This window comes from Rhodococcus sp. S3 (assembly GCF_058211795.1).
Map to the genome: position 1 here is coordinate 2,549,393 of NZ_CM177074.1, position 22,248 is coordinate 2,571,640.

A 22,248-nucleotide genomic window follows, 5' to 3' on the forward strand; every position below is an offset into this window, starting at 1 on the left:
TCAGGATCAGGGAAGCATCCAGGACAACACCGGCGTGGACTGCAGGTAGACCAGCACACAGAGGATGACGAGCATCGCGACGCTGTAGCCGATCACCTTGCGCAACAACACCGATTCGCTGCCCGGCTGATCGACGGCGGTGGCGGCGATGGTGAGGTTCTGCGGGCTGATCAGCTTGCCGACCACACCACCGGAGGTGTTCGCCGCGACCAGCAGGGTCGGGTCGATGCCGGCGGTCTGCCCGGCGGCCTGCTGCAGGCGGGCGAACAGGGCGTTGGCGGATGTGTCCGAGCCGGTGACGGCGGTGCCGAGCCAGCCGAGGATCGGGGAGAACAGGGCGAAGATCGCGCCGGTGCCGGCGAGCCACGTGCCGATCGCGACGGTCTGGCCGGACTGGTTCATCACGTAGCTCAGGCCCAGGACGGTGGCCACCGTGGCGATGGCGAGCTTCATCCGCACGACGGTGGTGCCGAAGGTGGCCGCGGCCCTACGGACGGTCAGCGGGAACATACCGCCGCTGTCCCACCGTGCGTAGACGAGGGTGACGATCGCGCCGCTGAGCAGCAGCAGTGTTCCCGGCGACGACAGCCACGAGAAGGTGTAGACCGCGCTGCTCGACGCGGCGCCGTTGCCTGTGAGCAGATTGCCGTACAGGCCGGGCCACTCGATCTTGACGTCGGTGGCGGCGAGACGCTCCGGCAGATCGACACCGACGGTCCACAGCTTCGCAATGCCGAACACGGTGATGACCAGCAGGTACGGGAACAGGGCCATGACGACGCGCGAGGTGGTCAGCGACTCGTCGGCGACGGGACGCTGCGGAGCACGAGCGGCTCCGGGTCCCTCCGTGCCGGCCTGGACCGCGATGGTATCGGTGCGGGTGCGCGAGAGCTGGTCCTCGGGGGTCCGCGGCTTCCAGACCTGCAGCATCAGCACGGCCGCGGTGAGACCGGCGAGCGAGGCGACGACATCGGTGAGTTCGTACGAGAAGTGGCTCGAGCACCAGAACTGGGCGAGCGCGAAGGTCGTGCCGGTGACCAGTGCGATCGGCCAGGCCTGCCGGACACCGCGACGACCGTCGACGAGGAAGAGCAGCAACAACGGCACGAAGAGAGCCAGGATCGGTGTCTGACGGCCGACGACGGCGGCGATCTCGGTGGCGGGGATGTCGGTCAGGGCGCCGGCGGTGGTGATCGGGATGGCCATGGCGCCGAAGGCGACCGGTGCGGTGTTGGCGATCAGGACCGTGACCGCGGCCCGCAGGGCGGGCATGCCGAGGGTGACGAGCATGGCGCCGGTGATCGCGACGGGCGCGCCGAATCCGGCGAGTGCTTCGAGCATGCCGCCGAAGCAGAAGGCGATGAGCATCGCCTGGATCCGCATGTCGCCGTGACCGATCGAGTTGAAGATGCGCCGCAGATCCTCGAACCGGCCGCTGACGACGGTGAGTTCGTAGAACCAGATCGCAGTGATCACGATCCACATCACCGGGAAGAGCCCGAAGGTGATGCCCTGCAGAGCGGACAGGCCGGCCAGTGGCGCGGGCATGTCGAAGCCGATGATCGCGACGACGAGCGCGACGACGAGGGCGCCGAGTCCGGAATACCAGGCCTTGAGTTTGAAGCCGGCGAGCAGGACGAAGAAGGTCAGCAGCGGCGCAAGGCCCACGAGAGCCGATGCGGTGAGGCTGCCTGCGATGGCGTCAGTGGCGGGTGTGAATGTCACCGCCGATATCCGGGTTGCCACACGAAACTCCTGTGGTTGCGCCGCTGTTGGCGGCGGATCTGATTTCGACCGATGTGGTCAGACCACGTGAAAGTACACCATGGTCCGCGTCACAGTCGACCCGTGACGGAATTTGCGGTCACTGTCCGAAAATGTGCGGCGGATCTCCGGAACGTGTGGTTCAATGTGGTCAGACCACACCCCCGATGCGGAGATCTCCATGCGAATCGCCCTGTTCGCGACGTGCCTCGGCGACACGATGTTCCCGAAGGCCGTTTCGGCCACCGCCCTGCTCCTCACCCGGCTCGGGCACGACGTCGTCTTCCCCGAACGCCAGACCTGCTGCGGCCAGATGCACGTCAACACCGGCTACCAACCCGACGCGCTGCCGCTCGTCGAGAACTACGTCGACGCCTTCGACGACAGCAGCATCGACGCCGTCGTCGCCCCTTCCGGATCGTGCGTCGGATCCGTCCGTCACCAGCACGAAATCGTCGCCTCCCGTTACGGTTCCGCGTCGTTGTGCGGGCGGGTCGACACCGTCAAGGCCAAGACGTACGAGTTGTCCGAATTCCTCGTCGACGTCCTCGGAGTCACCGACGTCGGCGCCTATTTCCCGCACCGGGTGACCTATCACCCCACCTGTCACTCGTTGCGGATGCTGCGGGTGGGGGAGAAGCCGCTCCAGCTGTTGCGTGCCGTGCGCGAGATCGACCTCGTCGAACTGCCCGAGGCCGACTCGTGCTGCGGTTTCGGCGGCACCTTCGCGATCAAGAACGCCGAGACCTCCACCGCGATGCTCGCCGACAAGCTGAGCAATGTCGCCGCCACCGGCGCCGAATACTGCAGCGCCGGCGACTCGTCGTGCCTGATGCACATCGGCGGTGGCCTCACGCGCCTGCGCACCGGTACCCGCACCATCCACCTCGCCGAGATCCTCGCCTCCGTGGAACCGGCCGTCGCCCCCAAGGGAGTGCCCGCGTGACCGCACTCGGTATGCCCGTCGTCCCGCCACGAGGATCCGGAAATCTGCGCGGTATCAAGGCGTTTCCCGACGCCGCGCACCAGGAACTCGCGAACCCCCAGTTGCGGCGCAACATCGGCAAGGCCACCCACACCATCCGCGCCAAGCGACTGAACGTCACCGGGGAACTGCCCGACTGGGAACAACTGCGCGACGCCGGCGCCGCCATCAAGACCGACGTGCTCAACCGCCTCCCGGACCTGCTCACCCAGCTCGAGGAGGCGGTGACCGCGCGGGGCGGCGTGGTGCACTGGGCGGCCGACGCCGCCGAGGCCAACGCCATCGTCACCGAGCTGATCCGGAAGACGGGATCCGACGAGGTCATCAAGGTCAAATCGATGGCCACCCAGGAGATCGGGCTCAACGAGCACCTCGAGAGACGGGGGATCGCGGCCTACGAGACCGACCTCGCCGAGCTCATCGTCCAGCTCGGCCACGACAAGCCCTCGCACATCCTCGTGCCCGCCATCCACCGCAATCGCGCCGAGATCCGCGAGATCTTCCTGCGTGAGATGCCGGACGTCGACCCCGACCTCGACGACAACCCCCGCCATCTCGCCGCCGCGGCACGAAAGTTCCTGCGACACAAGTTCATGACGGTTCCGGTCGCGGTGTCGGGTGCGAACTTCGGCATCGCCGAGACCGGCACCCTCGCCGTCGTCGAATCCGAGGGCAACGGCCGCATGTGCCTGACGCTGCCGCAGACGCTCATCACCGTCATGGGCATCGAGAAGCTGCTGCCCACCTTCCGCGACCTCGAGGTGTTCCTGCAGCTGCTGCCGCGCTCGTCCACAGGCGAGCGCATGAACCCCTACACCTCGATGTGGACCGGTGTCACCCCCGGTGACGGCCCGCAGGAATTCCACCTGGTGTTGCTGGACAACGGCCGCACCGCCGCGCTCGCCGACGAGATCGGACGCGAAGCGCTGCACTGCATCCGGTGTTCGGCGTGCCTGAACGTGTGCCCGGTCTACGAGCGCACCGGGGGCCACGCCTACGGCTCGACCTATCCGGGCCCGATCGGCGCCGTCCTCAGCCCGCAATTGGCCGGGATGGACGAACCCGACGACCCCAACGCCAGCCTGCCGTTCGCGTCGAGCCTGTGTGGTGCCTGCTACGACGCCTGCCCCGTCAAGATCGACATCCCCTCACTGCTGGTGGAACTACGCCACCAGAAGGTCGAACACGCCCGCTTCGGACCCGAGGCTGCGGCGATGAAGGCCGCATCGCTGGCGATGTCGTCCTCGCGACGCTGGACGGCCGCGCAGAAGGCCGCCGGTCTCGGCCGCATCCTCGCCGGGAAGAAGGGGAAGATCACCAATCTGCCCGGTCCGCTCGCCGGCTGGACCGACGCCCGCGACATGCCGGCCCCGCCGAAACAGACCTTCCGGCAATGGTGGGCCTCCGACGAAGGACGTGCCGCACTCGCGAAGGCACGCGAGGAAGGACAGCAGCGATGAGCAGCCGCGACGCGATTCTCGGCCGGATCCGTTCGGCGCAGACTCTGGCACCGCCGACACCGGTCGAGGTACCGCGCGACTACCGTCTCGGACGCACCCTGCCGGACGCCGAGCGCCGTGAGCTGCTGGTCGACCGGCTGGTCGACTACAAGGCCCACGTCCACGAGAGCACGCCGGAGGATCTGCCCGTCGTGCTGGCGAAGATCCTCACGGATCGCGGTGTGCGCCGCGTCGGAATCCCGGAGGGCCTGGATCGGTCGTGGCTGGCGGAGTTCGGCGGCGAGGTGGTGGTCGACTTCACCGACCGCCCCGCAGCCGACCTCGGTGATCTCGACGGGGTCGTCACCGGCTCGGCCGTCACCTGCGCGGAGACGGGCACGATCTTCCTCGACGGCAGCCCCGACCAGGGGCGACGCGCGCTCACGCTCGTCCCCGACCTGCACGTGTGCGTGGTGGCGATGAGCGACGTCGAGGTGGGAGTGCCCGAAGCGCTGGCCCGGCTCGTCCCGGAGCGGCCGATCACCATGATCAGCGGACCGTCCGCGACGTCGGACATCGAACTCGAACGCGTCGAGGGCGTGCACGGCCCCCGCACCTTGGAGGTGGTGATGATCGGATGACCGTGCTGACCGAGCGTGTCCGGCCACGACTCGGATGGCAACAGCATGCCAACTGCCGGACCTCCGACGAGTACTTCTTCTTCGCCCCGGAGGGCGAGCCGCCGAGCATCCGCAGGCGACGCGAGGTCGTCGCGAAACGCATCTGTGCGAACTGCCCGGTGCTGGCCGAGTGCCGCACCCACGCGATACTCAGCGGCGAACCGCACGGAGTGTGGGGTGGACTGTCGGAACACGAACGGCTGCAACGTCCGAAGCGCTGATCGCGTCCCGCGGGCCGCTCACGGAATCGAATGGGCGAACTCCTCGATCAGCGCCGCCACCCGGGCGGGATGACCGAGCTGCGGTACATGCCCCGCGGCCAGCACTTCCAGGCGCGCGTGCGGTACGAGTGCCGCGACGGCCTGCGCGTCCTTCACCGGGACCACAGGATCGTGATCACCCCAGATCATCAGCGTGGGAACTCGTAGTTGCCACTGTCCGGCCCGGCCGGTCGTCCTCGAGTTCCGGCTCCACCAGCGGTGCGACCGCAGGTACTGGCTGGTCGTGCAGCGCGGCGCGCCACCGTACGGATACCTCACCGATCCGCTGCTGGACCCGGCTCGCTACGTGTATCTCGAGTCGTCGATCCCGACACTGCTGGCGCTCGCCCACGGTCGGAGTGATTGGTCTCGTGCTGTCCGGGACGGATCCGTCACGGCCGCAGGTGATCCCGCACTGATGTCGCGTGTAGGGGAATGGTTCCGGCCGGTCCCGGAGCGGTCGCACATGCGGTGACCGGATGCGATTTCGGTGTTCCTGACATCGCTCAGCGCGGTCGGGAACACCGAAATCGAGAACGGCTACGCACCAGTGACGCGACCCGTCCCGTCGAAATGGGGTAGTCGTCTACGCAGGCGCCGGTATCGGCCGGTTCCCATACTGATCCCGCGGGGTCCTCCCGCATCTCTTGTCACCCTTCGGATCAGAGGAACCCATCATGATGACGGACGATGTCGACGGCCCCGTCGAAGCCGAGACCACGGGCCGGCAGATCATCACTTTCACCGAGGACAGCACCCATGAGGAACGGGTGGCCGCACTCGAATCGATCGGCGGCGTGACCTCGATCGCGTCCAGCGACGAGGCGGGACCGGAAGCGGTACCCGCCGACGAACTCGAATCCGCCGACGCGACCATCTTCGAACGACTCGGGGTGGCTGTCGCCGTGGTCGACGGGTCGCAGGTCGAATCGCTCGAGGAGGTCGCGCGGCAGGATCCGGCGATCGTGGCGGTGGAACCCGAACATGTCGTCCATATCCTGGCGGCACCGCTGGCCATGGAGACACATCTGGCGGACGGCCGCAGGCACACCTGGGGTCTGCAGGCCACCCGTGCGCTCGCGTCGCAGTTCGACGGCTCCGGTGTTCGAGTGGCCGTGCTCGACACCGGATTCGACCTGAACCATCCCGACTTCGCGGGCCGGACGATCATCAGCAAATCGTTCATTGCAGGCCAGGCGGTCCAGGACGGGAACGGGCACGGCACCCACTGTGTCGGGACGTCCTGTGGACCGAGGAATCTACCGAACGCGCGGGGTTACGGCGTCGCGCCGAAAGCGGCGATCTTCGTCGGGAAGGTGCTGAGCAATCAGGGCAGTGGGTCCGACTCCACGATCCTTGCCGGGATCGAGTGGGCGTTGGCCAACGGGTGCCAGGTCGTCTCGATGTCGCTGGGCGCCAACGTTCCTCAGCCGGTGATGGCCTACGAGGCCGTCGGACAGCGCGCACTGGCCGCCGGGACACTGATCATCGCGGCCGCGGGGAACAACGCGCGTCGGCCCGCGGACCCCGGATTCGTCGGAAGTCCCGCGAACTCGCCGTCGATCATGGCGGTCGCGGCGCTGGCGTCCGACCTGAGGATGGCGGCGTTCTCGGCCAGGGCCACCGTGGTCCCGGGCGGCGCGATCGACATCGCCGCACCCGGTGTCGATGTGTACTCGTCGTGGCCGATGCCGGACCGCTACAACACGATCAGCGGCACGTCCATGGCCACGCCGCACGTGGCCGGATTGGCGGCGCTCATCGTGCAGAGCACAGCGAAGACCGGGAAGGAACTCTGGAAGACGCTGGTCGACGGGGCCGAGGTGCTGCCGTTGCCGCAGACCGATGCGGGCGCGGGGTTGGCCACCGCACCGTGAGTCGGTACCCGATGCGCAAGGCCTCCGTCGTCCTGGCGGTGTTGTCGGTCGTAGTCCTGGTGTCGGTGACGGCCTGCTCGCACGCCACGAATCCGCAACGAGGGGGCACCTCGGAGGACGGGGAGACATCGATGGTGGAAGCACCCCGAGAGCACCTGGTCGTCCTTGCCTCCGAGCAGGCCGAGGCGGCCCTTGCCGGCATCGAGGCAGCGGCCCCGGTGACCCAGTTGCTCCGGCCACGGCTGCTTCTCGTCCTCGCGGATCCCGATGCGAGGGACAACATTCGAAGAATCCCCGGCGTCCTCGGTGTCTACGGCACCGCCCCCGACAGCGAACCACTCGGTCTGTCGCCCGAGGAGCAGTTGTTCGTGGACGCCTGGGCCGCCCGACGCAGTCGGAGTCGTTGCCATAGAAGCCAGCGCACACCTCTGATTCTGCGAACTGCAGGCGGTCGAATACGAGCGTCGTCGACGTGCATTGTCGAGGTCGCTGGTCGGCGGTGTGTAGCAGTCTTCACGAAGGTGCGTCGGTTCCACCTCACCGAGACCCGGCATCTGCAAGCCGGCCGAGGTTGTCGATCCGTCGGGGATGTTCTGTGACAACTGCTGGAGGACCACAAGCCCTGTGTGACGGAGGACGGTAGATGCTGTTCCCTAGGCGGGTGGCATTCACCGGAAGCGGAATGGCGTCGGCGGCGGTGCTTCTGCCGTCGGCGTTTCCGCACGCCGAATCCCTCGTCGACGGCGTGCTGACGGTGAAGGTCACGAATGTGACCTCGGGGACGGCCAGGTGTCAGCTGTCCGTTCATGACGTGTCCGAGGCGGGCAGGCTCGATCTGCGGGTGGCTGCGGTCAATGCACTCCTCGACATCGATAGCGAGGCGAATGAGCTCGACAACACTCGCGCCGATGCCGCCGAGGGTGCGTTGAAGATCCTGTGGACCGACCACCCGATCGACAGGGACGGTTCGTCGACCACGTCCTGGGACTCGGGCCGCACAGATACCTCGTACGCGATCTATCAGGAGTGCAGCACACCCGATCCGATGCTCGGTTCGGCTATCAACGGCCGCGCACAGGTGTACACGGTGACCGGCGCGGGCAAGAGGCGCGCCGTGCCCGACCACTCGGGTCCGAGCGTCGGCAGCGTCGAGAGTTTGTTGGGTGGATTAGGGGATCTGCTGGCGGTTCGTTCTCGAGTTGACGCCCGGCGTCGGCACGATCCACCTCTCCGGGAGGATCGTTCGATCACTCGGCGGACGTGAACCTCGTGAATCGCCGGCCGGGGAGAGTCCTGCCGGGAGTGGCATTTCCCCGGTGGGAGTAATCCCCGACAGCGCGCTGTCCGGAGGTGTCTTTCAGGGAGAGACGATCGGCTTCACGCACGCGCGGGCGCGTTTCGCCTACCGGGCGTCGACCCGTGAGAGCTCTTTCATATGCTTGGCGGTACGCACGCCGTAATCGGCGTCGGTCGCGTACGGTTCCACCGATCCGGACACCGACCGACGAGTGACGTGCGTCTCGTCTGGGCTGCACCCAACAGCCTGCGACGTGTCAGACGAGCCGGAAAGGCAGAGGAGCGCAGTGAGCACCCCGGAATTGGCACAGTGGAACTCGCAAGAGGCTATTGCGGAAGCAATGATCCCGATCATCGGCGGTCTGCACCGTCGGCATTCGGTCACGATCTTGCTTCACAGCCGCTCCCTCGTGAACAAGTCGGTGATCGGCATTCTGCGGACGCACCGTTTCGCGCGTCAGATCCGCGGTGACGAGCTGTCGGTCGAGGCGACGTTCCCGTTCCTCGAGGCGCTGACCGATCTCAACCTGCAGCCGTCGAAGATCGACCTCGGCCTGCTGGTGACGGCTTATCAGGCCGAGGGTGCCGGACGGTCCATCCCGGAGTTCGTCGCCGAGACCCTCTCGGACCTGGTCGGTGGTGCTCAGACGAGCCCCGCGAAGCCGCAGGACGTGGTCCTGTACGGCTTCGGTCGGATCGGTCGCCTCGTCGCCCGTCTTCTCATCGAGAAGGCCGGCTCGGGCAACGGCCTGAACCTGCGCGCTGTGGTGGTCCGGAAGGGCAGCGGTGACGACCTGACCAAGCGCGCCTCGCTGCTGCGTCGCGACTCCGTCCACGGGCAGTTCAACGGCACGATCAAGGTCGACGCCGAGAACAATGCCCTGATTGCCAACGGCAACGTCATCAAGTTCATCTACAGCAACGATCCGGCGAGCGTCGACTACACCGAGTACGGCATCGACAACGCCATCCTGATCGACAACACCGGCATCTGGCGCGATCGTGACGGGCTGTCGAACCACCTTCGCCCCGGTATCGCCAAGGTGGTGCTCACCGCGCCGGGCAAGGGCGACCTTCCGAACATCGTGCACGGCGTCAACCATCGCGCCATCGACCCGGACGAGAAGATCGTCTCGTGCGCGTCCTGCACCACCAATGCCATCGTGCCGCCGCTGAAGACCATGGACGACAAGTTCGGTGTGCTGCGTGGCCACGTCGAGACGGTGCACTCGTTCACCAACGACCAGAACCTGCTGGACAACTACCACAAGGCCGACCGTCGCGGTCGTTCCGCGCCGTTCAACCTGGTGCTCACCGAGACCGGCGCCGCGTCGGCGGTAGCGAAGGCACTTCCCGATCTGAAGGCGAAGATCACCGGCAACTCGATCCGCGTTCCTACGCCGGATGTGTCCGTCGCGATCCTTCACCTTCAGCTGACTCGTGAGACCACCAAGGAAGAGGTGCTCGAGCACCTGCACCAGGAGTCGCTCACCGGTGCGCTGCGCCGCAACCTCGACTACACCTCGGCCACCGACGCGGTGTCGAGCGACTTCATCGGTTCGCGCGCGGCGTGCATCATCGACGCCAATGCGGCGATCGTCGACGGCGACACCGCCATCCTCTACGTCTGGTACGACAACGAGTTCGGCTACTCGTGCCAGGTGGTGCGTACCGTCCAGTACCTGTCGGGTGTGGAATACCCCGTCTACCCCATCACGGAAGCCGGCCCCGTGGAGCATGTCGAGGAACCTGCCGCTGCACAGGCATAACAGTCCTGCAGTCCTCCAGGGACTCGTCGAGGAGGGAACCCATCCTCACCTGAGGATGGGTTCCCTTTTGCGTTGCGCCGTTGGTGGCGTCGAGGAGGAGTAGCGGCCGTCGAAACTCGGGGGAGGTTGTGTGCGGTTCCGGTGAAGAACTCGCACAGAACCTCCCCTTATTTCGTCACTTTTCGCCGTGCCGCTGCAACCAGACCTTCCCGGCCGGGATGTGGCCGATCGCATGGTGTTCGACGACGTTGACGGCGAGGCGACCCACCGGATACCACGGCGGACGCAGCGGGACCTTCGGTGCGAGGGCCCCGGACGGGCCGAGACGTGTTGTCGCGAGCGACAGTCCGCGTTCGCATCTGTACCTGCGACGCGACGCGTGGAAGCACGGATACCGGGTGTGGAGCGGGAGTTCTACCAGCGACCTGGCGCGCGTAGCTGTTCTCGTCGGCGGCGGGGGAGGACAAGCCATCATTCGGAGCCCTGCGCGCTCCCGTGAGTTCACCACGGTTCCGTCCCTCGCGCGATCCTCGTACTCTGACTCGTGGGGTCTCCTCGACGAAGGAGGCTGAAAATGAGTCAGCCGATCACAGACCCGACCTTCTATCGGACCGCGGCAGACGCGGCCGCCGCCCCACCGGAGCGATTGGCCTACGTGGTCGCGTTCGATCGTGCGGCGGACAAACCCGACGCCATGAGCGTGATCGACGTGGATCCCGACTCGGACACCTACGGCCGGGTGGTGGGCTGGACCGAGGTACCCGGGCTGGGCAACGAACTGCATCATTTCGGTTGGAACGCCTGTAGCAGCGCGTTGAAGCACGAGGGCCACGATATGACGGGGTTGGCACGCAGATACCTCATCGTGCCGGGCATCCGCTCGTCGTCCCTGTACGTGCTCGACGCCGAGCCCGACCCGCGTCAACCCACCGTGGCCAAAGTCGTGGAGGCTGCCGATCTCGCCGCCAAGGCGGGTTACTCCCGACCGCACACCTTGCACTGTGGACCGGACGGGGTGTTCATGACCTGCCTGGGCGGTGCCGACGGATCGGACGGCCCGGGCGGGATCGCCCTGCTCGATCACGGCACGTTCGATGTGCTCCGGCAGTGGGAGACCGACCGGGGGCCGCAGTATTTCGCGTACGACGCCTGGTGGCATCTCAACCAGAACACGCTGATCAGCAGCGAGTGGGGCACACCGTCGATGATCGAGAACGGGTTGGTGCCCGAGCTGCTACTGGCGAACGAGTACGGCCATGCCATCCACTTCTGGGACCTCTCGACGGGTGCGCACCAGCAGCGAGTGGACCTCGGCGCCCAGTACCAGATGCCGCTCGAACTGCGCCCGTCGCACGACCCCGAGGCCACGTGGGGATTCGTCGGCGTAGTCGTCTCGACCGAGGACCTGTCCGCGTCGGTCTGGGGCTGGCACCGCGGTGACGACGGTTGGGCGGTGGACAAGGTGATCACCATCCCGGCCGAACCGGCAGAGCCGGACCTGCTGCCACCGGCGCTGAAGCCGTTCGGTGCGGTGCCGCCGCGCCCATCCGGCGGTACCGAGCGAGCCACTGGCCGGTGGTCCGCAGATGGTCGAGATCAGCCGGGACGGCAAGCGGGTCTACGTCACCAACTCCCTGTACGGGGCCTGGGACGATCAGTTCTACCCGGACGGGGTCGGCGCCTGGATGGCACTGATGCGCACCGACCCTCGCGGCGGGATGGAGATCGACGACCGCTTCTTCCCACACGGCGACGACTTTCGGGGTCTGCGGGCGCACCAGGTTCGTCTCCAAGGTGGCGACGCGTCCTCGGACTCCTACTGCTATCGGTAACGACCGAGTCGGACCCGATTCCACCCGCGCGGCCGACTTCCGGCCCGGCTCGGTCAGGGCTGGTAGTCGGGGTACTTCGTGTGCAACTGGAAGTACCCCGTCACGTTCTCCCGGAGCCAGTCCTTGCCGTCCTCGGGTGTGCGACCGTCGCAGACCGCGTCGCCTTCGATGCAGACTCGTTCGACGTGGATCTCACCGAAGTCGTTCCGGCCGCCGCCGAGCGTCACGCCGGGAGCGACGGGACCCGGGAACAGGGTCTCGACGCCGCGGTCGTCGCGGGGATCGGAGTAGAGGATGCCCGAGATCTGTTGGGGGGGAACGGACCCGTCGGCTGCGATCTCGGCGAGAACGTCGCCGGCGATCGAAGCGCCCTGCGAGTAGCCGAGAACCAACAGGTCCGAGTCCGGGCAGGTGCTGTGCCGGACGGTGATCGTCTGGCGGAGTCGCTGATGCCCGATCTGCTTCGACCTGTCGTATGCGATGGTGCCGTCGTCGTCGATGCCGTCGAAATCGTCGTGCGAGCCGGTCCCGGGCAGCGGCACGACCACTGCGGGGTAACGGATGTGTTCGACCACGGTGCCGGGAGCCTCGAACCGAGCGGAGATCTTCGCCAAGGGGGACTCCGGATCGATCGAGTCGAGGGTTTCGAAGCCACGGGTTCCATCGACGGCGAGGACGTACCGCTCAGGGCAGTTGCGGACCGGGTCGGCGGACGCGGAACCGACCGGACCCGCGACGTTCAGTCCTGCGGTGAGCAGACCTGCGGCGAGCAGACCGACGGTGCGTGTGCGTCTGCGATCGATCCGGGACATGCGCGATTCTCCTCGTGTGCCCCCGACAGACAACAGTTGACGCCGATAATAGCGATGTCTCGTTTGTTCGGCCTGTTAGGGATGCGCGCTTTTCGGTGATCATGCTCACCTCGGTCGGAAACTCAGGTGAATTCCCCGTCAGTGCTCGGCGAGGGTGCGGGCGGCCAGCTCGGTGATGAAGCCGGCGATCTCCTCGGGGTTCTCTTCGGCCATGAAGTGGCCGCTGGTGGTCGCCTGGTAGGTGAGATCGGGTGCCCACGCCTGCCATAGCGCTGAGGCATCGAAGCCCAGCTGAGAGCCCCAGTCCTGGGAGATAACCGCGACGGGCATAGTGAGCTGAGCGCCGCGTTCGCGGTCGGCAAGATCCATGTCGAGGTCGATGCCGGCGGTAGCTCGGTAGTCGGCCACGATCGAGTCGACAGAGTTGATCGAGTTGGTGACGTAGTGGTCGCGCTCCTCGGGCGTGAAGGTCGTTCCGGTGGGGTCCCATGCGTCGAGGAACGAGCCGAAGAATTCCGGGGCGACCGCGGCGATCATCTTCTCGGGCATCCCCGCGGGCTGGGCCATGAGATAGAGGTGCCAGGCCACCTTCGCGTTCACGCCCTGGAGTACGGCCCAGGTGTCCATCGTGGGCAGGACATCGAGGATGCCGAGACAGTCGACGGCGTCGGGGTGGTCGAGTCCTGTACGGACGGCGACGAGGGCGCCGCGGTCGTGACCGACGAGCCCGAAGTGGTCGAATCCGATCTCACGGGCGAGGGCGACGACGTCGTTCGCCATCGTGCGCTTGGAATAGGTTTCGGGGTTGTCAGCAGGGGGTCGGTCGCTGGCGCCGTAGCCGCGCAGGTCGGGGACGATCACGGTGTGGTCGTCGGCGAGTATGTGGGCGACGTGGCGCCACATGTAGTGGGTCTGCGGGAAACCGTGCAGCAGGACGACGGCCGGGCCCTGGCCGCCGATGGCGACATTGAGGTTCACGCCACCGTCCCCGGTGATCGTGCGGTAGGTGAAGTCCTCGATGGTGCAGCGGGTGATGGGGTTTCCGTAGTCGTAGTCGTGGTGGAGGTTTCGGGGTGGCCGGAGAAGATGCCGGCAGGCAGGTCCGTTCGGCCGGCGGACGCGGTGAGCGCCGGAATGACGACCGTGTCGACGAGGGCTTCGAGGTAGGTGTCGTCGACGGTGAGGCCGTTCGCCCGTCGCAGGAGCAGGACGGTGCCCACAACTTCCTCATATGCGAATGGTTGAGCGCCCGTGGGAAGTTCGCCTCGAGCAACGGCATCGTCGAGGACTGCCTGGGGGAGGCGCCCGCCTGTCGGGCCGACGGTCTCCTCGATGGCGTCGCACAACTCCGGGTCTTCGAGTCCCGCATGGAGCAGCATGAAGGCGGCGTTGCTGTCGGTTGCGGACATGGTGTGGCTGAGGCGCTGCGCAAGGAGCAGCAGATCGTCGCGGAGTGTCTCGCCGCGTCGGAGTGGGACCGCCGAGGGATGCGCAGGAGCGTCCTTCACGGCTGCGAGCACCATGTGGCGCTTGGACGGCCATCGTCGATACAGCGTTGCTTTCGACGCCTGGCAACGTCGAGCGACCGCCTCGAACGTCACGCCTTCGTAGCCTTCCTCGGCCAGTAGCTCGAGAACGGTGGTGGTGATCCGACGCTCCAGTTCGGCGTCGCGTGGACGACCGCGTTGCGCAGCCGACTCATTCAGATACGACACGTTCCGTATCGTAACTCAGGCAACTCATGTTCGACGAACCTCGAAGTCGATACCCTCGTCTTCCTGATTGCGGCCAACTGTGATGCACTATCTCGCTGTCGACATAACGGACATCGGCGAGGAGATCGGTATGGGGTCGAGGTATCACCATCTGGCGTTCGGCCCGCAGGCGGTGGCTCGTCAGGAAGCTGCAGGCAGCATCGTTGCCTATGGCGCCGACCTCGACGAACCCGATCAAGGACCTCAATTGTTGGGCGACCGCGAACTCGCTCTCGTACGCGAAAGCTTCCAGTTCCACATGGCGACGGTGACCCCGAGCGGATGGCCCTATGTCCAGTACCGCAGTGGACCCGTCGGGTTTCTGCACCACCTCGGTGGGCAGACGATCGGGTTCGCGGATCACCGAGGCAACCAGCAGTTCGTCTCGGTCGGGAACATCGCAGCCACCGGGAAGGTCGCGCTGTTCCTCGCGGACTTTCCGCTGAAGAGGCGGTTGAAGGTCTTCGGTACCGCGCGGGTGGTCGATGCGGACGACGACCCGCAGCTTCTCGACCGACTGCGCGATCTCGGAGACGGTCGGAGAATCTCGGCGCGATGCGAACGAAGCATCGTCATCGAGGTCGAGGCCTTCGACTGGAACTGCTCACGGAGCCTGATCCCCCAGTACACCGACGAAGCGGTCCGCGCCCGGATCCGTCCCTACATCGACGAGATCAACGACCTCCGAGCCGAAGTGGATTTCCTCCGGGCCCGCTTGAAGGCGGTGGGAGAGAACTGACGGCCGCCGAGGGTCCGCGCAGGCTCAAGCCCGGCCGAGCTGTGCGACAACCAGATGCAGTGCCGCCGTGGTGGTCAGAGTCCTGACCCGTTCGCGGTCTCCGGGGAAGCGGAGGGTGACCGCGTACGTCGGTCGTCCCTCGATCGCGACGCCGAAGCACACCGTGCCCACCGGCTTGGCGTCGGTTCCGCCGTCGGGGCCGGCGATCCCGGTGGTGGAGACCGCGACGTCGACCTTCAGGCGACGTCGGGCACCCTCGGCCATGGCTGCGGCGACCTGCTCGCTCACCGCCCCGTGCTCCGCGATCATCTCGGCCGGTACGTCGATCAGATCGGACTTCGCGTCGTTGGAGTACGAGACCACGCCACCCATGACATAGGCCGACGACCCGGGACGGTCGGTGAGCCGCGCAGCGACGAGTCCGCCGGTGCACGACTCCGCAGTCGCGATCGTGCGGCCGTCGAGGGCGGCGATCAGCTGGTCGTCGATGGTGGAACCGTCGGTCGAGAATATCTGGCGGCCATGGTGTTCGGTGAGGACATCGAGAAGACGGTGATAGATGCCCGCGTCACCGGAGGCGACCCGCGTCACCATGTCGAGTTCGCCGTGGCGAAGGCAGGTCGTGATCTCGAGGCGATCGAGGCCGGTGATCTCTGCTTCGGCCCGGCGCAGCGTCTCGGCGAGTTGTGCCTCGTGCAATCCGTAGGCGCGGACGGTGTGCTGCTGCAGGTCGTCGGCGCGCGACAACACGTTGGCGACCGCAGGGGAGGCGACCGCGCTCGGCCACATCGCCTGCAGCTCACCGGGCGGTCCGGGCAGGATGACGATGGTCGGTACCGGCCGATCGCCGGCGACCGCGGGGATGACCACGCCCGGCGCTGTACCGGTGGGCGGCAGGGCGGTGGCACCGGCAGGCACGTGCGCCTGCTTGCGGATACCGATGCGCGTCGGCCCGGCGTCGAGATCCGGGGTGTCCGGGCGGAAGCGGCGAATGACACCCGCGATGTGCTCTTCGAGTTCGGGATCGAGCAACAGTTCGCGATCGCAGAACTCCGCGACGGTGGGGACTGTGAGGTCGTCGGCGGTGGGACCGAGGCCCCCGCTGGTGACGATGAGGTCGACGCCCTGATCAGCGAGAAAGCGCAGCTGCGCGGTCAGGTCGTTGGGCCGGTCGCCGCAGATCGTGATGTGAGCGACGTCGACGCCGAGCCTCAGGAGTTGATCGGACAACCACGGTCCGTTCTGGTCGGTGATCCTCCCGGTCAGCACTTCGGTCCCGGTCACGATGATTCCTGCACGCACGCTCACAGCGCCGAGCCTAGTCGGCGACGATCATCGTGGACGCCTCGCTGCTCTGTTGCGACGGTCTGCGAGGCGGGCGAGCTCACGAAGCATGCCGGGAGCCCGGCGCGCCAAGGTCAGTACTGCGCGGTCCGAGACGGTCGGGCGTGGCGGCAGCGCAGGCTGTGCAGGACGGGTCCTGGTCGTCGCACTGAACACCTGCACCTGACCGGGCACACCTTTGAGCCGATGCCTGCCCAGGTCGGTGAAATCGAAATCTCCGCCGACCGCAAGCTCGCGCACCGCCTGTGAGCATCGCACCTCGCCAGGCCCGCAGGAGGCAGCGATCCGCGCTCCGATATGGACCGTCATTCCGGTCAACCCGGGACCGGCGCGGGTCACCGACCCGACATGCACGCCGGAGCGCACAGAAAATCCGAGAGTCGATGTCGATCGGCTGATCCGGTGCGCGCACTGCAGTGCGGCCACTGGACCGTCGAAGACACTGAGGGTCCCATCGCCCGCGATGCCCACCAGCGTGCCTCCGCCGGCCTCGACCTCCGCACGCACGAGTCGGTCGTGCGCGCCCAGCAACCTCGCGAACCGGTTGTCACCGACCTCCGCGAGCAGGTCGGTGGAGCGGACGACATCGGTGAACAGAACCGCGCCCAGGAACCGATCGGCCTCGACCGGATGGTCCGTGCCGCTGACGAGTTCCTCCACGTGGTCGAGAACAGGAATCAGCACTTCACCCAGGGTTGCGCCGAGGGCGATCGGTGGCAGCTCGTAGAAGCGGCCGTTCGGAATCTGCGCGGCCATCCTGCGGCCGGCCTCTCGAGCGAACAGAGTGTCCGGCTGATGCAACACCTTCGTCGGGCATTGGATTGCCGGCAGAATCAAGGAGTAGTTCGCGCGGAGAGCCCACTCGAGATGTTTCTGGGCAGTTCTCGGTGTGGCGGAGCAGCGTTCGAGCAGCGCCATGATCCGTCGATTGTGTGGGACATCGAGGGTCGGGTGTGCCAGGGACGTGAGCTTCCCTTGACCCCAGCATGCGTACGCATCCCGATACGACTCGACGAACCGGTCTCGCTCGTCAGCAGTCCATCCCGGTGGCGGATCACCGTCGGACAGCAGGGTATCGGACCAGGGTTCGGCGAGGACCAGCCCGGAAACGCGGTCGGGGTGCCGAGCGGCTACCAGGGCAAGGGGCCCGCAGGTGCTGGCCGCGCCGACGAGCGTGGCGCGATCGACCTCGGCGTCGTCGAGCACCGCGACGACGTCGTCGGCCTGCTCCTCGAGCGTGGGGACGTGCTCGACGGGATCGGACAGTCCGAATCCGCGTCGCTGGAAGAACAGCGAACGCGCGAAGCGGGCACAACGTTCGAAGTTGTAGTGGAAGTGCGGATCGGTCCACATCAGATCCGGATGCATCATGTCTTCGAAGAACCACGCGATCGGATGTGGCTCCTCACCCACGATCTGATACGCCAGTGCGGCGCCGTCGCGCTGGATGTACCGCGTCACGGGCGGATCCATGGGAACAACGATAGGCGCCGGTCGACAGCGCGGCGAGTGTCGGCTGTCGAAACCGACCGGCGACGGAAACCGGCCTCTATCATGAGGTTGCTGAGGAAAGCGTGGTCTTCACGGCGCGTCTCGCATGAGACGGGTGGACGCCGGAGCAGGGGTGTGCTGCTTTCTGTGGTCGCTGCAGCGCTGCTCCTGGGTGTCTTCGCATCAGGGTGCGCTTCGATGCGCGGCGGGGTGGAAGGCAATTTCGGTCGGGCAGCGCAGCAGATCGGTTCGGCGGCGGTCTCGGCTCAGCTGAGCCTGGAGGTTTCGCCGACGGTCACAACACCACCGCCGCCACGGACACCGCCCTGTCGGACATGCTCGAAGAGGTCGACCAGGCCGTCTCGGCAACCGCGGATCGAGCGGTGGACACCCCCGGCCAGGGAACCCTGCGCGCCGAGGTCCTGCAGGCGGCGAACACGGTTACCGGACAGATCATCCGGGGACGAGACATCGTTGCCGGAGTCGGCGAGCAGACCGAGCTGACTGCGGTTGCGGCCGAGCTCGGACGTGCAGGTACGGAGTTGCTCGATCTCGGAGACCGTCTCGAGGCGGCCGGATGAAAAGTCTCTTCGCCGTCGCTCTCAGAATCCTCACCGCGATCGGGGGATTTCTCGACATCGGTGATCTGGTCACCAATGCCGTGGTGGGCGCGCGTTTCGGGTTGTCCTGGCCTGGGTGGTGCCGGTAGGCGTGCTGGGAATCTGTGTCTTCCGCAGATGTCCGGCCGCGTCGCTGCGGTCAGCGGCCGAGCCACTTTCGAGATCATTCGCGAACGTCTCGGGCCGCGCATGGCAGTGGCGAATCTGAGCGCGTCGCTTCTGATCAACCTGTCGACGTGGACCGCCGAGGTCGGTGGTATCGCGCTGGCGTTGCAGTTGGCGAGCAGTGTGAACCCGAAGATGTGGATTCCGGTAGCCGCCCTGGCGGTGTGGCTGGTGATCTGGCGGGTGAAGTTCTCGGTGATGGAGAACGTCACCGGGGTGGTCGGACTGTGCCTGGTCATGTTCGCGGTGGCGGTGTTCCTTCTCGGCCCGGATTGGGAGGCAGCTCGCGAACCAGATGTTCACTCCATCCCTGGCGGACAGCATAAACCTGGCGGCATATCGGTATTACGCGATCGCGTTGTTCGGTGCGGCGAGGACTCCGTACGAGGTGTTCTTCTTCTCCTCCGGAGCGGTGGAAGAGAAGTGGACGGTGCGGGATCTCGCGAAGTCCCGGCTCAACGTTCTGGTCGGATTTCCCCTCGGCGGCATCCTCTCGGTGGCCATCGCCGCACTGTCGGCGATCGTGCTGATGCCCCCTGCTCGTCCGGTTGTATCGGCCAGTGGGGGAGTGCCGTCGCCGGAGGTCGTCGGGATTCTCCTCTCGCCTCGCCGGCGCGCCGCTGACCGATCACGCCGCGGCCTCGACGATGCTGGGCAGAGTTACCACGCTCCGGCGGCGGCACGTCGCTGCTGCCGACGCCCGCCTTTTCCGTCGTGACGTCGCCTTGCCGGTATCCGCTGCGCACGTCGACGCAACGCCAGCTCGTGCTGCAAGCGCTCCGCAGACAGCTTGCCCGGACCGTGAATGCTCGTGCCGTCCGGCCGTTCGATCGTGGTGGCCATCGCCGTGTTTCTCCTCGAGGATCTCGAAATTCGCCAGCGTCCAGTAGTACTCCTCGACAAGTGCTGGGGCAATGGAATTTACGCCATTCTGCTGAGCACGAATGAACACCAGGCGATCACGAGTGACGGCGTTGTGTCCGCTGCCGTGGACCAACAGCACTTCCGGCCCACGGCCACCGAAATCGAGTCCCGACAGCACGCCGTCGTCGACGGGCACTTCGATACGGGTTCCCGACACCATCACCATCCCTCGCCGTCGATTGCTCGGCGAGACTGTCTACCGCAGAACGTTACCTACCCCTCATGAGACAACCGATCCATCCGATCGGTCAACGGAATTCGGCCGAGCGCCTTTGCATCGGATCTCAGGCCGCAACAGGCGCGCGACATCCGCACCGCACGGCACGCCCCTGCTCGTCATCGGGAAGCCACCCGTACTCGTCGCAGTCGCCGCACTTCGGGTGGAGGACACGGGGCGTCGACAGCGACCGCCACAACGGCAACCATCCGTGCGCCAGTCGCATCGGATTGCCCGGTCTGTGCACGGATTTCGCTGCCGCAACCAGAGCCGGCACGCCGTGTGTGGCGACGAGTGCTTCGATCGCCGCTGCCGCATCGGGTTTGAGGTAGACGAAGGTCGCGGTGAGTCCGGCCTGCCTGCAGGCTGCCGCAAGCTCAACCACCGTGGGACCGAGCGGTGTCTTCGCGACGCGCGGTGTGCGGTTGGTTTCCGTCCTTGGTGCATCGGTACTTGAAAGAGCGCCTGAGTCTCCGATGTCCGCGCTGCCGCGGGTCGGATTCTCAGGCGCCGGGTCGGTGACGGGACGTTCGTAGATGGTCTGGATGGTGATCCACTGGCCGAGCTCGTTCTGGATCTTCTCGCGTACCAGGTAGCCGAGGTCGGCGAGCTCGCGCAGAGCGGATCGGATCGCGTCGCGACCTTCCTTCGGTGACTGCGCCGCGATCGAGTCGGCGCGGGTGCGCCAGTCGTCGGGCTTGGACAGCAACCAGACGAGCACACCCCGCGCGCGGAAGGACAGCCGCTCGTCGGTGATGACGGCATTGCTGAGGACGGTGAAGTTGGCGGCAAGGCGCGGTCCACGACGCACGCCGCCGGCCAGGGTATTCTGACCCACGTTCGACTCCTGTTCAGTCGGACATCCGGCCCGTCGGGAGCTGCAACTCCTGGCGGGCCTTATTCGATTGTGGCCGCGCGGATCGGCGGCGTGCTGGCATCGTGCCACCGTCTGTACAAGGCGCGCAAGGAATCGAGCGGAGGGTGCTCGAGTTTCGGTGTTCTCGACGTCGCTGAGCGGGGTCCGGAACACCGAGGTTTCCCCGACGCTAGGGGGACGCTTCGAACCGCGCCTCGACGTCGGCGGTGAGGGTGACGCGGTCGGGTTCGAAGACCAGCTCGGGTTCGGCGGACTCGGGTGCGCTCATCGCATCCGAGCGCAGCATCGCTGTGCGCATCATCGGAGCGCCGCCCGCGTGGACGGGTGAGGGCTGAGAGCCGAGCATGCCCGGATCGGCGATGGCCACCGCACGAACGGTGTCGAGACCCAATGACGTCGTGTACGCCTTCGCCTTGTCGAGGGCGTCGCGGACGGCGAGGTCGCGGACCTGTGCGAGTCGCTTCTTCCGGGCCTTGTGGGTGATCCACCACTGGAGATCGGCGACGGTGACCACTTCGAGTTCGGCGACCCGTTCGACGAACGCACCCACAGCGTCGAACTCGTGGAAAGTGACGGTGATCGACGCCGACGAGTTGTACACCCACGGGCGGTTCTTGCCCTCGCGGTTGAACGGGCGCCGCCGGCTGTGGCGCACCCGATCGAAGGTCCACCGCTTCACCGGGCTCCGGGTGCGCCTGCGCAGTTCGGTCACGAGATCGGTGATGGTGGCGACGGCTGCGGTCACCGGTTCGGCGGCCTGCTTACGCGACGGGCCGTCGGCGTGTACCCGCAAGACCACCGTGCACCGGTTGGGTGCGACGGTGCGCTCAGCGTGACCGGTGACGGTGATCGTGACGGGAGGCTGGGTCATGCGCACGAGTGTGCCAGCGCAAGCCGACCCCGTCGGGCAGACCGCACGTGCCGTAGTCGGAACCGCCGAATCCGACCTTCCGGACCTCGCAATCGTGACAGTCTGAAGTTGTCAGAAGTGAGAGGTGTGACTGGTGGGACGACTGGGTATCTGAGTTGGGTCGAACTAGCCAGTGTTCACGAAAGGACTGCACATGCTCGGACTCGGAATCCTCGGTTGGATCATCATCGGTGGTCTCGCCGGTTGGATCGGCAGCAAGATCATGGGCACCGACGCCCAGCAGGGCATTCTCCTCAACATCGTCGTCGGCGTCATCGGCGGCTTGATCGGTGGTTTCCTGCTGAAGGTCTTCGGCGTGGATGTCGAAGGCGGCGGACTGATCTTCAGCTTCCTGACCTGCCTCCTCGGCGCGGTCATCCTGCTGTTCCTCGTCAAGGCCGTCACCGGCCGGGGCGTGCGCCGCTGACCGCTCTGCATCGACGAGGTCCCGGATCCACACGGATCCGGGACCTCGTTCGTGTCGGTGGCGGTT

20 protein-coding genes and 2 pseudogenes are annotated in these 22,248 nt (G+C 66.5%); 12 read left to right on the forward strand and 10 right to left on the reverse strand.

Features of this window, described 5'->3' with window-relative positions:
* Nucleotides 1-6: 6 nt before the first annotated feature.
* Complete coding sequence (locus tag AC0LPE_RS11895; RefSeq protein ID WP_423661141.1) at nucleotides 7-1,725, reverse strand: L-lactate permease; 1,719 nt, start codon at nucleotides 1,723-1,725, stop codon at nucleotides 7-9.
* Nucleotides 1,726-1,945: 220 nt separating this feature from the next.
* Here AC0LPE_RS11895 and AC0LPE_RS11900 point away from each other — a divergent pair, with 220 nt between their 5' ends.
* From AC0LPE_RS11900 to AC0LPE_RS11915, 4 genes are read left to right on the forward strand one after another with little or no spacing between them, the layout of a single operon-like run.
* Nucleotides 1,946-2,710 carry a (Fe-S)-binding protein gene (locus tag AC0LPE_RS11900; RefSeq protein WP_026060979.1) on the forward strand — a complete coding sequence of 255 codons (765 nt, stop codon included), beginning with the start codon at nucleotides 1,946-1,948 and terminating at the stop codon, nucleotides 2,708-2,710.
* Complete coding sequence (locus AC0LPE_RS11905) at nucleotides 2,707-4,209, forward strand: LutB/LldF family L-lactate oxidation iron-sulfur protein (protein WP_490606289.1); 1,503 nt, start codon at nucleotides 2,707-2,709, stop codon at nucleotides 4,207-4,209. Before AC0LPE_RS11900 ends, AC0LPE_RS11905 begins: the two co-directional genes overlap by 4 nt.
* Nucleotides 4,206-4,829 carry a LutC/YkgG family protein gene (locus tag AC0LPE_RS11910; protein WP_423661138.1) on the forward strand — a complete coding sequence of 208 codons (624 nt, stop codon included), beginning with the start codon at nucleotides 4,206-4,208 and terminating at the stop codon, nucleotides 4,827-4,829. Before AC0LPE_RS11905 ends, AC0LPE_RS11910 begins: the two co-directional genes overlap by 4 nt.
* The gene (locus tag AC0LPE_RS11915; protein ID WP_016691381.1) at nucleotides 4,826-5,089 is read left to right on the forward strand and encodes a WhiB family transcriptional regulator; all 264 of its coding nucleotides are present in this window, start codon (nucleotides 4,826-4,828) and stop codon (nucleotides 5,087-5,089) included. Before AC0LPE_RS11910 ends, AC0LPE_RS11915 begins: the two co-directional genes overlap by 4 nt.
* Before the next feature lie 18 nt (nucleotides 5,090-5,107).
* Here the strand turns inward: AC0LPE_RS11915 and AC0LPE_RS11920 are convergent, their stop codons facing one another.
* Nucleotides 5,108-5,407 (reverse strand): alpha/beta fold hydrolase, encoded by a 300-nt coding sequence (locus AC0LPE_RS11920; protein WP_143543580.1) that lies wholly within the window; start codon nucleotides 5,405-5,407, stop codon nucleotides 5,108-5,110.
* Nucleotides 5,408-5,805: 398 nt separating this feature from the next.
* Here AC0LPE_RS11920 and AC0LPE_RS11925 point away from each other — a divergent pair, with 398 nt between their 5' ends.
* From AC0LPE_RS11925 to AC0LPE_RS11940, 4 genes and pseudogenes are all read left to right on the forward strand, one after another.
* Nucleotides 5,806-7,005, forward strand: coding sequence for a S8 family peptidase (locus tag AC0LPE_RS11925; protein ID WP_490606290.1), 1,200 nt, complete (start codon nucleotides 5,806-5,808; stop codon nucleotides 7,003-7,005).
* A gap of 682 nt (nucleotides 7,006-7,687) precedes the next feature.
* Nucleotides 7,688-8,269 (forward strand): hypothetical protein, encoded by a 582-nt coding sequence (locus tag AC0LPE_RS11930; protein WP_490606291.1) that lies wholly within the window; start codon nucleotides 7,688-7,690, stop codon nucleotides 8,267-8,269.
* A 319-nt stretch (nucleotides 8,270-8,588) separates the two neighbouring features.
* A complete protein-coding gene (locus AC0LPE_RS11935) occupies nucleotides 8,589-10,070 on the forward strand; it encodes a glyceraldehyde-3-phosphate dehydrogenase (RefSeq protein WP_490606292.1) in 1,482 nt (493 codons plus the stop codon).
* Between the two features lie 574 nt (nucleotides 10,071-10,644).
* Nucleotides 10,645-11,902: pseudogene (locus tag AC0LPE_RS11940) on the forward strand (selenium-binding protein SBP56-related protein).
* A 53-nt stretch (nucleotides 11,903-11,955) separates the two neighbouring features.
* On the opposite strand, the gene AC0LPE_RS11945 reads toward AC0LPE_RS11940, so the two are convergent.
* The 3 genes from AC0LPE_RS11945 to AC0LPE_RS11955 form a co-directional block, all read right to left on the reverse strand.
* Complete coding sequence (locus AC0LPE_RS11945) at nucleotides 11,956-12,714, reverse strand: cutinase family protein (RefSeq protein WP_490606293.1); 759 nt, start codon at nucleotides 12,712-12,714, stop codon at nucleotides 11,956-11,958.
* A 138-nt stretch (nucleotides 12,715-12,852) separates the two neighbouring features.
* Entirely contained in the window at nucleotides 12,853-13,749 is an 897-nt protein-coding gene (locus AC0LPE_RS11950) for an alpha/beta fold hydrolase (protein WP_490606347.1), read from the reverse strand.
* Nucleotides 13,689-14,429, reverse strand: coding sequence for a TetR/AcrR family transcriptional regulator (locus AC0LPE_RS11955; RefSeq protein WP_490606294.1), 741 nt, complete (start codon nucleotides 14,427-14,429; stop codon nucleotides 13,689-13,691). The genes AC0LPE_RS11950 and AC0LPE_RS11955 overlap by 61 nt, the downstream gene beginning before the upstream one ends.
* A gap of 130 nt (nucleotides 14,430-14,559) precedes the next feature.
* Between AC0LPE_RS11955 and AC0LPE_RS11960 the strand changes: the two genes are divergently transcribed.
* A complete protein-coding gene (locus AC0LPE_RS11960) occupies nucleotides 14,560-15,207 on the forward strand; it encodes a pyridoxamine 5'-phosphate oxidase family protein (RefSeq protein WP_490606295.1) in 648 nt (215 codons plus the stop codon).
* 24 nt (nucleotides 15,208-15,231) lie between these two features.
* Here the strand turns inward: AC0LPE_RS11960 and AC0LPE_RS11965 are convergent, their stop codons facing one another.
* Together AC0LPE_RS11965 and AC0LPE_RS11970 are read right to left on the reverse strand one after the other, a co-directional pair.
* Nucleotides 15,232-16,515: a competence/damage-inducible protein A gene (locus tag AC0LPE_RS11965; RefSeq protein ID WP_490606296.1), complete on the reverse strand. Its 1,284-nt coding sequence runs from the start codon at nucleotides 16,513-16,515 to the stop codon at nucleotides 15,232-15,234.
* Nucleotides 16,516-16,539: 24 nt separating this feature from the next.
* On the reverse strand, nucleotides 16,540-18,024 hold the full coding sequence (locus AC0LPE_RS11970; protein ID WP_490606297.1) for an adenylate/guanylate cyclase domain-containing protein: 1,485 nt from the start codon (nucleotides 18,022-18,024) through the stop codon (nucleotides 16,540-16,542).
* 353 nt (nucleotides 18,025-18,377) lie between these two features.
* On the opposite strand from AC0LPE_RS11970, the gene AC0LPE_RS11975 reads away from it, so the two are divergent.
* A complete protein-coding gene (locus tag AC0LPE_RS11975; protein ID WP_490604541.1) occupies nucleotides 18,378-18,623 on the forward strand; it encodes a hypothetical protein in 246 nt (81 codons plus the stop codon).
* Nucleotides 18,620-19,389, forward strand: a pseudogene (locus AC0LPE_RS11980) (Nramp family divalent metal transporter); the annotation flags it as partial. The gene AC0LPE_RS11975 and the pseudogene AC0LPE_RS11980, both read left to right, overlap by 4 nt.
* Before the next feature lie 66 nt (nucleotides 19,390-19,455).
* Here the strand turns inward: AC0LPE_RS11980 and AC0LPE_RS11985 are convergent.
* The 3 genes from AC0LPE_RS11985 to AC0LPE_RS11995 all read right to left on the reverse strand — a co-directional run bounded on the left by AC0LPE_RS11985 (nucleotide 19,456) and on the right by AC0LPE_RS11995 (nucleotide 21,716).
* A complete protein-coding gene (locus tag AC0LPE_RS11985; RefSeq protein ID WP_072740513.1) occupies nucleotides 19,456-19,917 on the reverse strand; it encodes a hypothetical protein in 462 nt (153 codons plus the stop codon).
* 118 nt (nucleotides 19,918-20,035) lie between these two features.
* Complete coding sequence (locus tag AC0LPE_RS11990; RefSeq protein ID WP_490604542.1) at nucleotides 20,036-20,806, reverse strand: replication protein; 771 nt, start codon at nucleotides 20,804-20,806, stop codon at nucleotides 20,036-20,038.
* 208 nt (nucleotides 20,807-21,014) lie between these two features.
* Complete coding sequence (locus AC0LPE_RS11995) at nucleotides 21,015-21,716, reverse strand: SIMPL domain-containing protein (protein WP_490604543.1); 702 nt, start codon at nucleotides 21,714-21,716, stop codon at nucleotides 21,015-21,017.
* A 193-nt stretch (nucleotides 21,717-21,909) separates the two neighbouring features.
* Between AC0LPE_RS11995 and AC0LPE_RS12000 the strand changes: the two genes are divergently transcribed.
* Nucleotides 21,910-22,182, forward strand: a complete 273-nt coding sequence (locus tag AC0LPE_RS12000; RefSeq protein WP_019289453.1) for a GlsB/YeaQ/YmgE family stress response membrane protein — start codon at nucleotides 21,910-21,912, stop codon at nucleotides 22,180-22,182.
* Nucleotides 22,183-22,248: the final 66 nt, after the last annotated feature.

Bases quoted from the DNA above. Each gene is read 5' to 3' on its own strand.
- AC0LPE_RS11985 (WP_072740513.1), bottom strand. From the start codon at position 19,917: ATGGTGATGGTGTCGGGAACCCGTATCGAAGTGCCCGTCGACGACGGC.
- AC0LPE_RS11925 (WP_490606290.1), top strand. From the start codon at position 5,806: ATGATGACGGACGATGTCGACGGCCCCGTCGAAGCCGAGACCACGGGC.
- AC0LPE_RS11930 (WP_490606291.1), top strand. From the start codon at position 7,688: ATGGCGTCGGCGGCGGTGCTTCTGCCGTCGGCGTTTCCGCACGCCGAA.
- AC0LPE_RS11910 (WP_423661138.1), top strand. From the start codon at position 4,206: ATGAGCAGCCGCGACGCGATTCTCGGCCGGATCCGTTCGGCGCAGACT.
- AC0LPE_RS11900 (WP_026060979.1), top strand. From the start codon at position 1,946: ATGCGAATCGCCCTGTTCGCGACGTGCCTCGGCGACACGATGTTCCCG.
- AC0LPE_RS12000 (WP_019289453.1), top strand. From the start codon at position 21,910: ATGCTCGGACTCGGAATCCTCGGTTGGATCATCATCGGTGGTCTCGCC.
- AC0LPE_RS11945 (WP_490606293.1), bottom strand. From the start codon at position 12,714: ATGTCCCGGATCGATCGCAGACGCACACGCACCGTCGGTCTGCTCGCC.
- AC0LPE_RS11960 (WP_490606295.1), top strand. From the start codon at position 14,560: ATGGGGTCGAGGTATCACCATCTGGCGTTCGGCCCGCAGGCGGTGGCT.
- AC0LPE_RS11975 (WP_490604541.1), top strand. From the start codon at position 18,378: ATGCTCGAAGAGGTCGACCAGGCCGTCTCGGCAACCGCGGATCGAGCG.
- AC0LPE_RS11915 (WP_016691381.1), top strand. From the start codon at position 4,826: ATGACCGTGCTGACCGAGCGTGTCCGGCCACGACTCGGATGGCAACAG.
- AC0LPE_RS11995 (WP_490604543.1), bottom strand. From the start codon at position 21,716: ATGACCCAGCCTCCCGTCACGATCACCGTCACCGGTCACGCTGAGCGC.
- AC0LPE_RS11970 (WP_490606297.1), bottom strand. From the start codon at position 18,024: ATGGATCCGCCCGTGACGCGGTACATCCAGCGCGACGGCGCCGCACTG.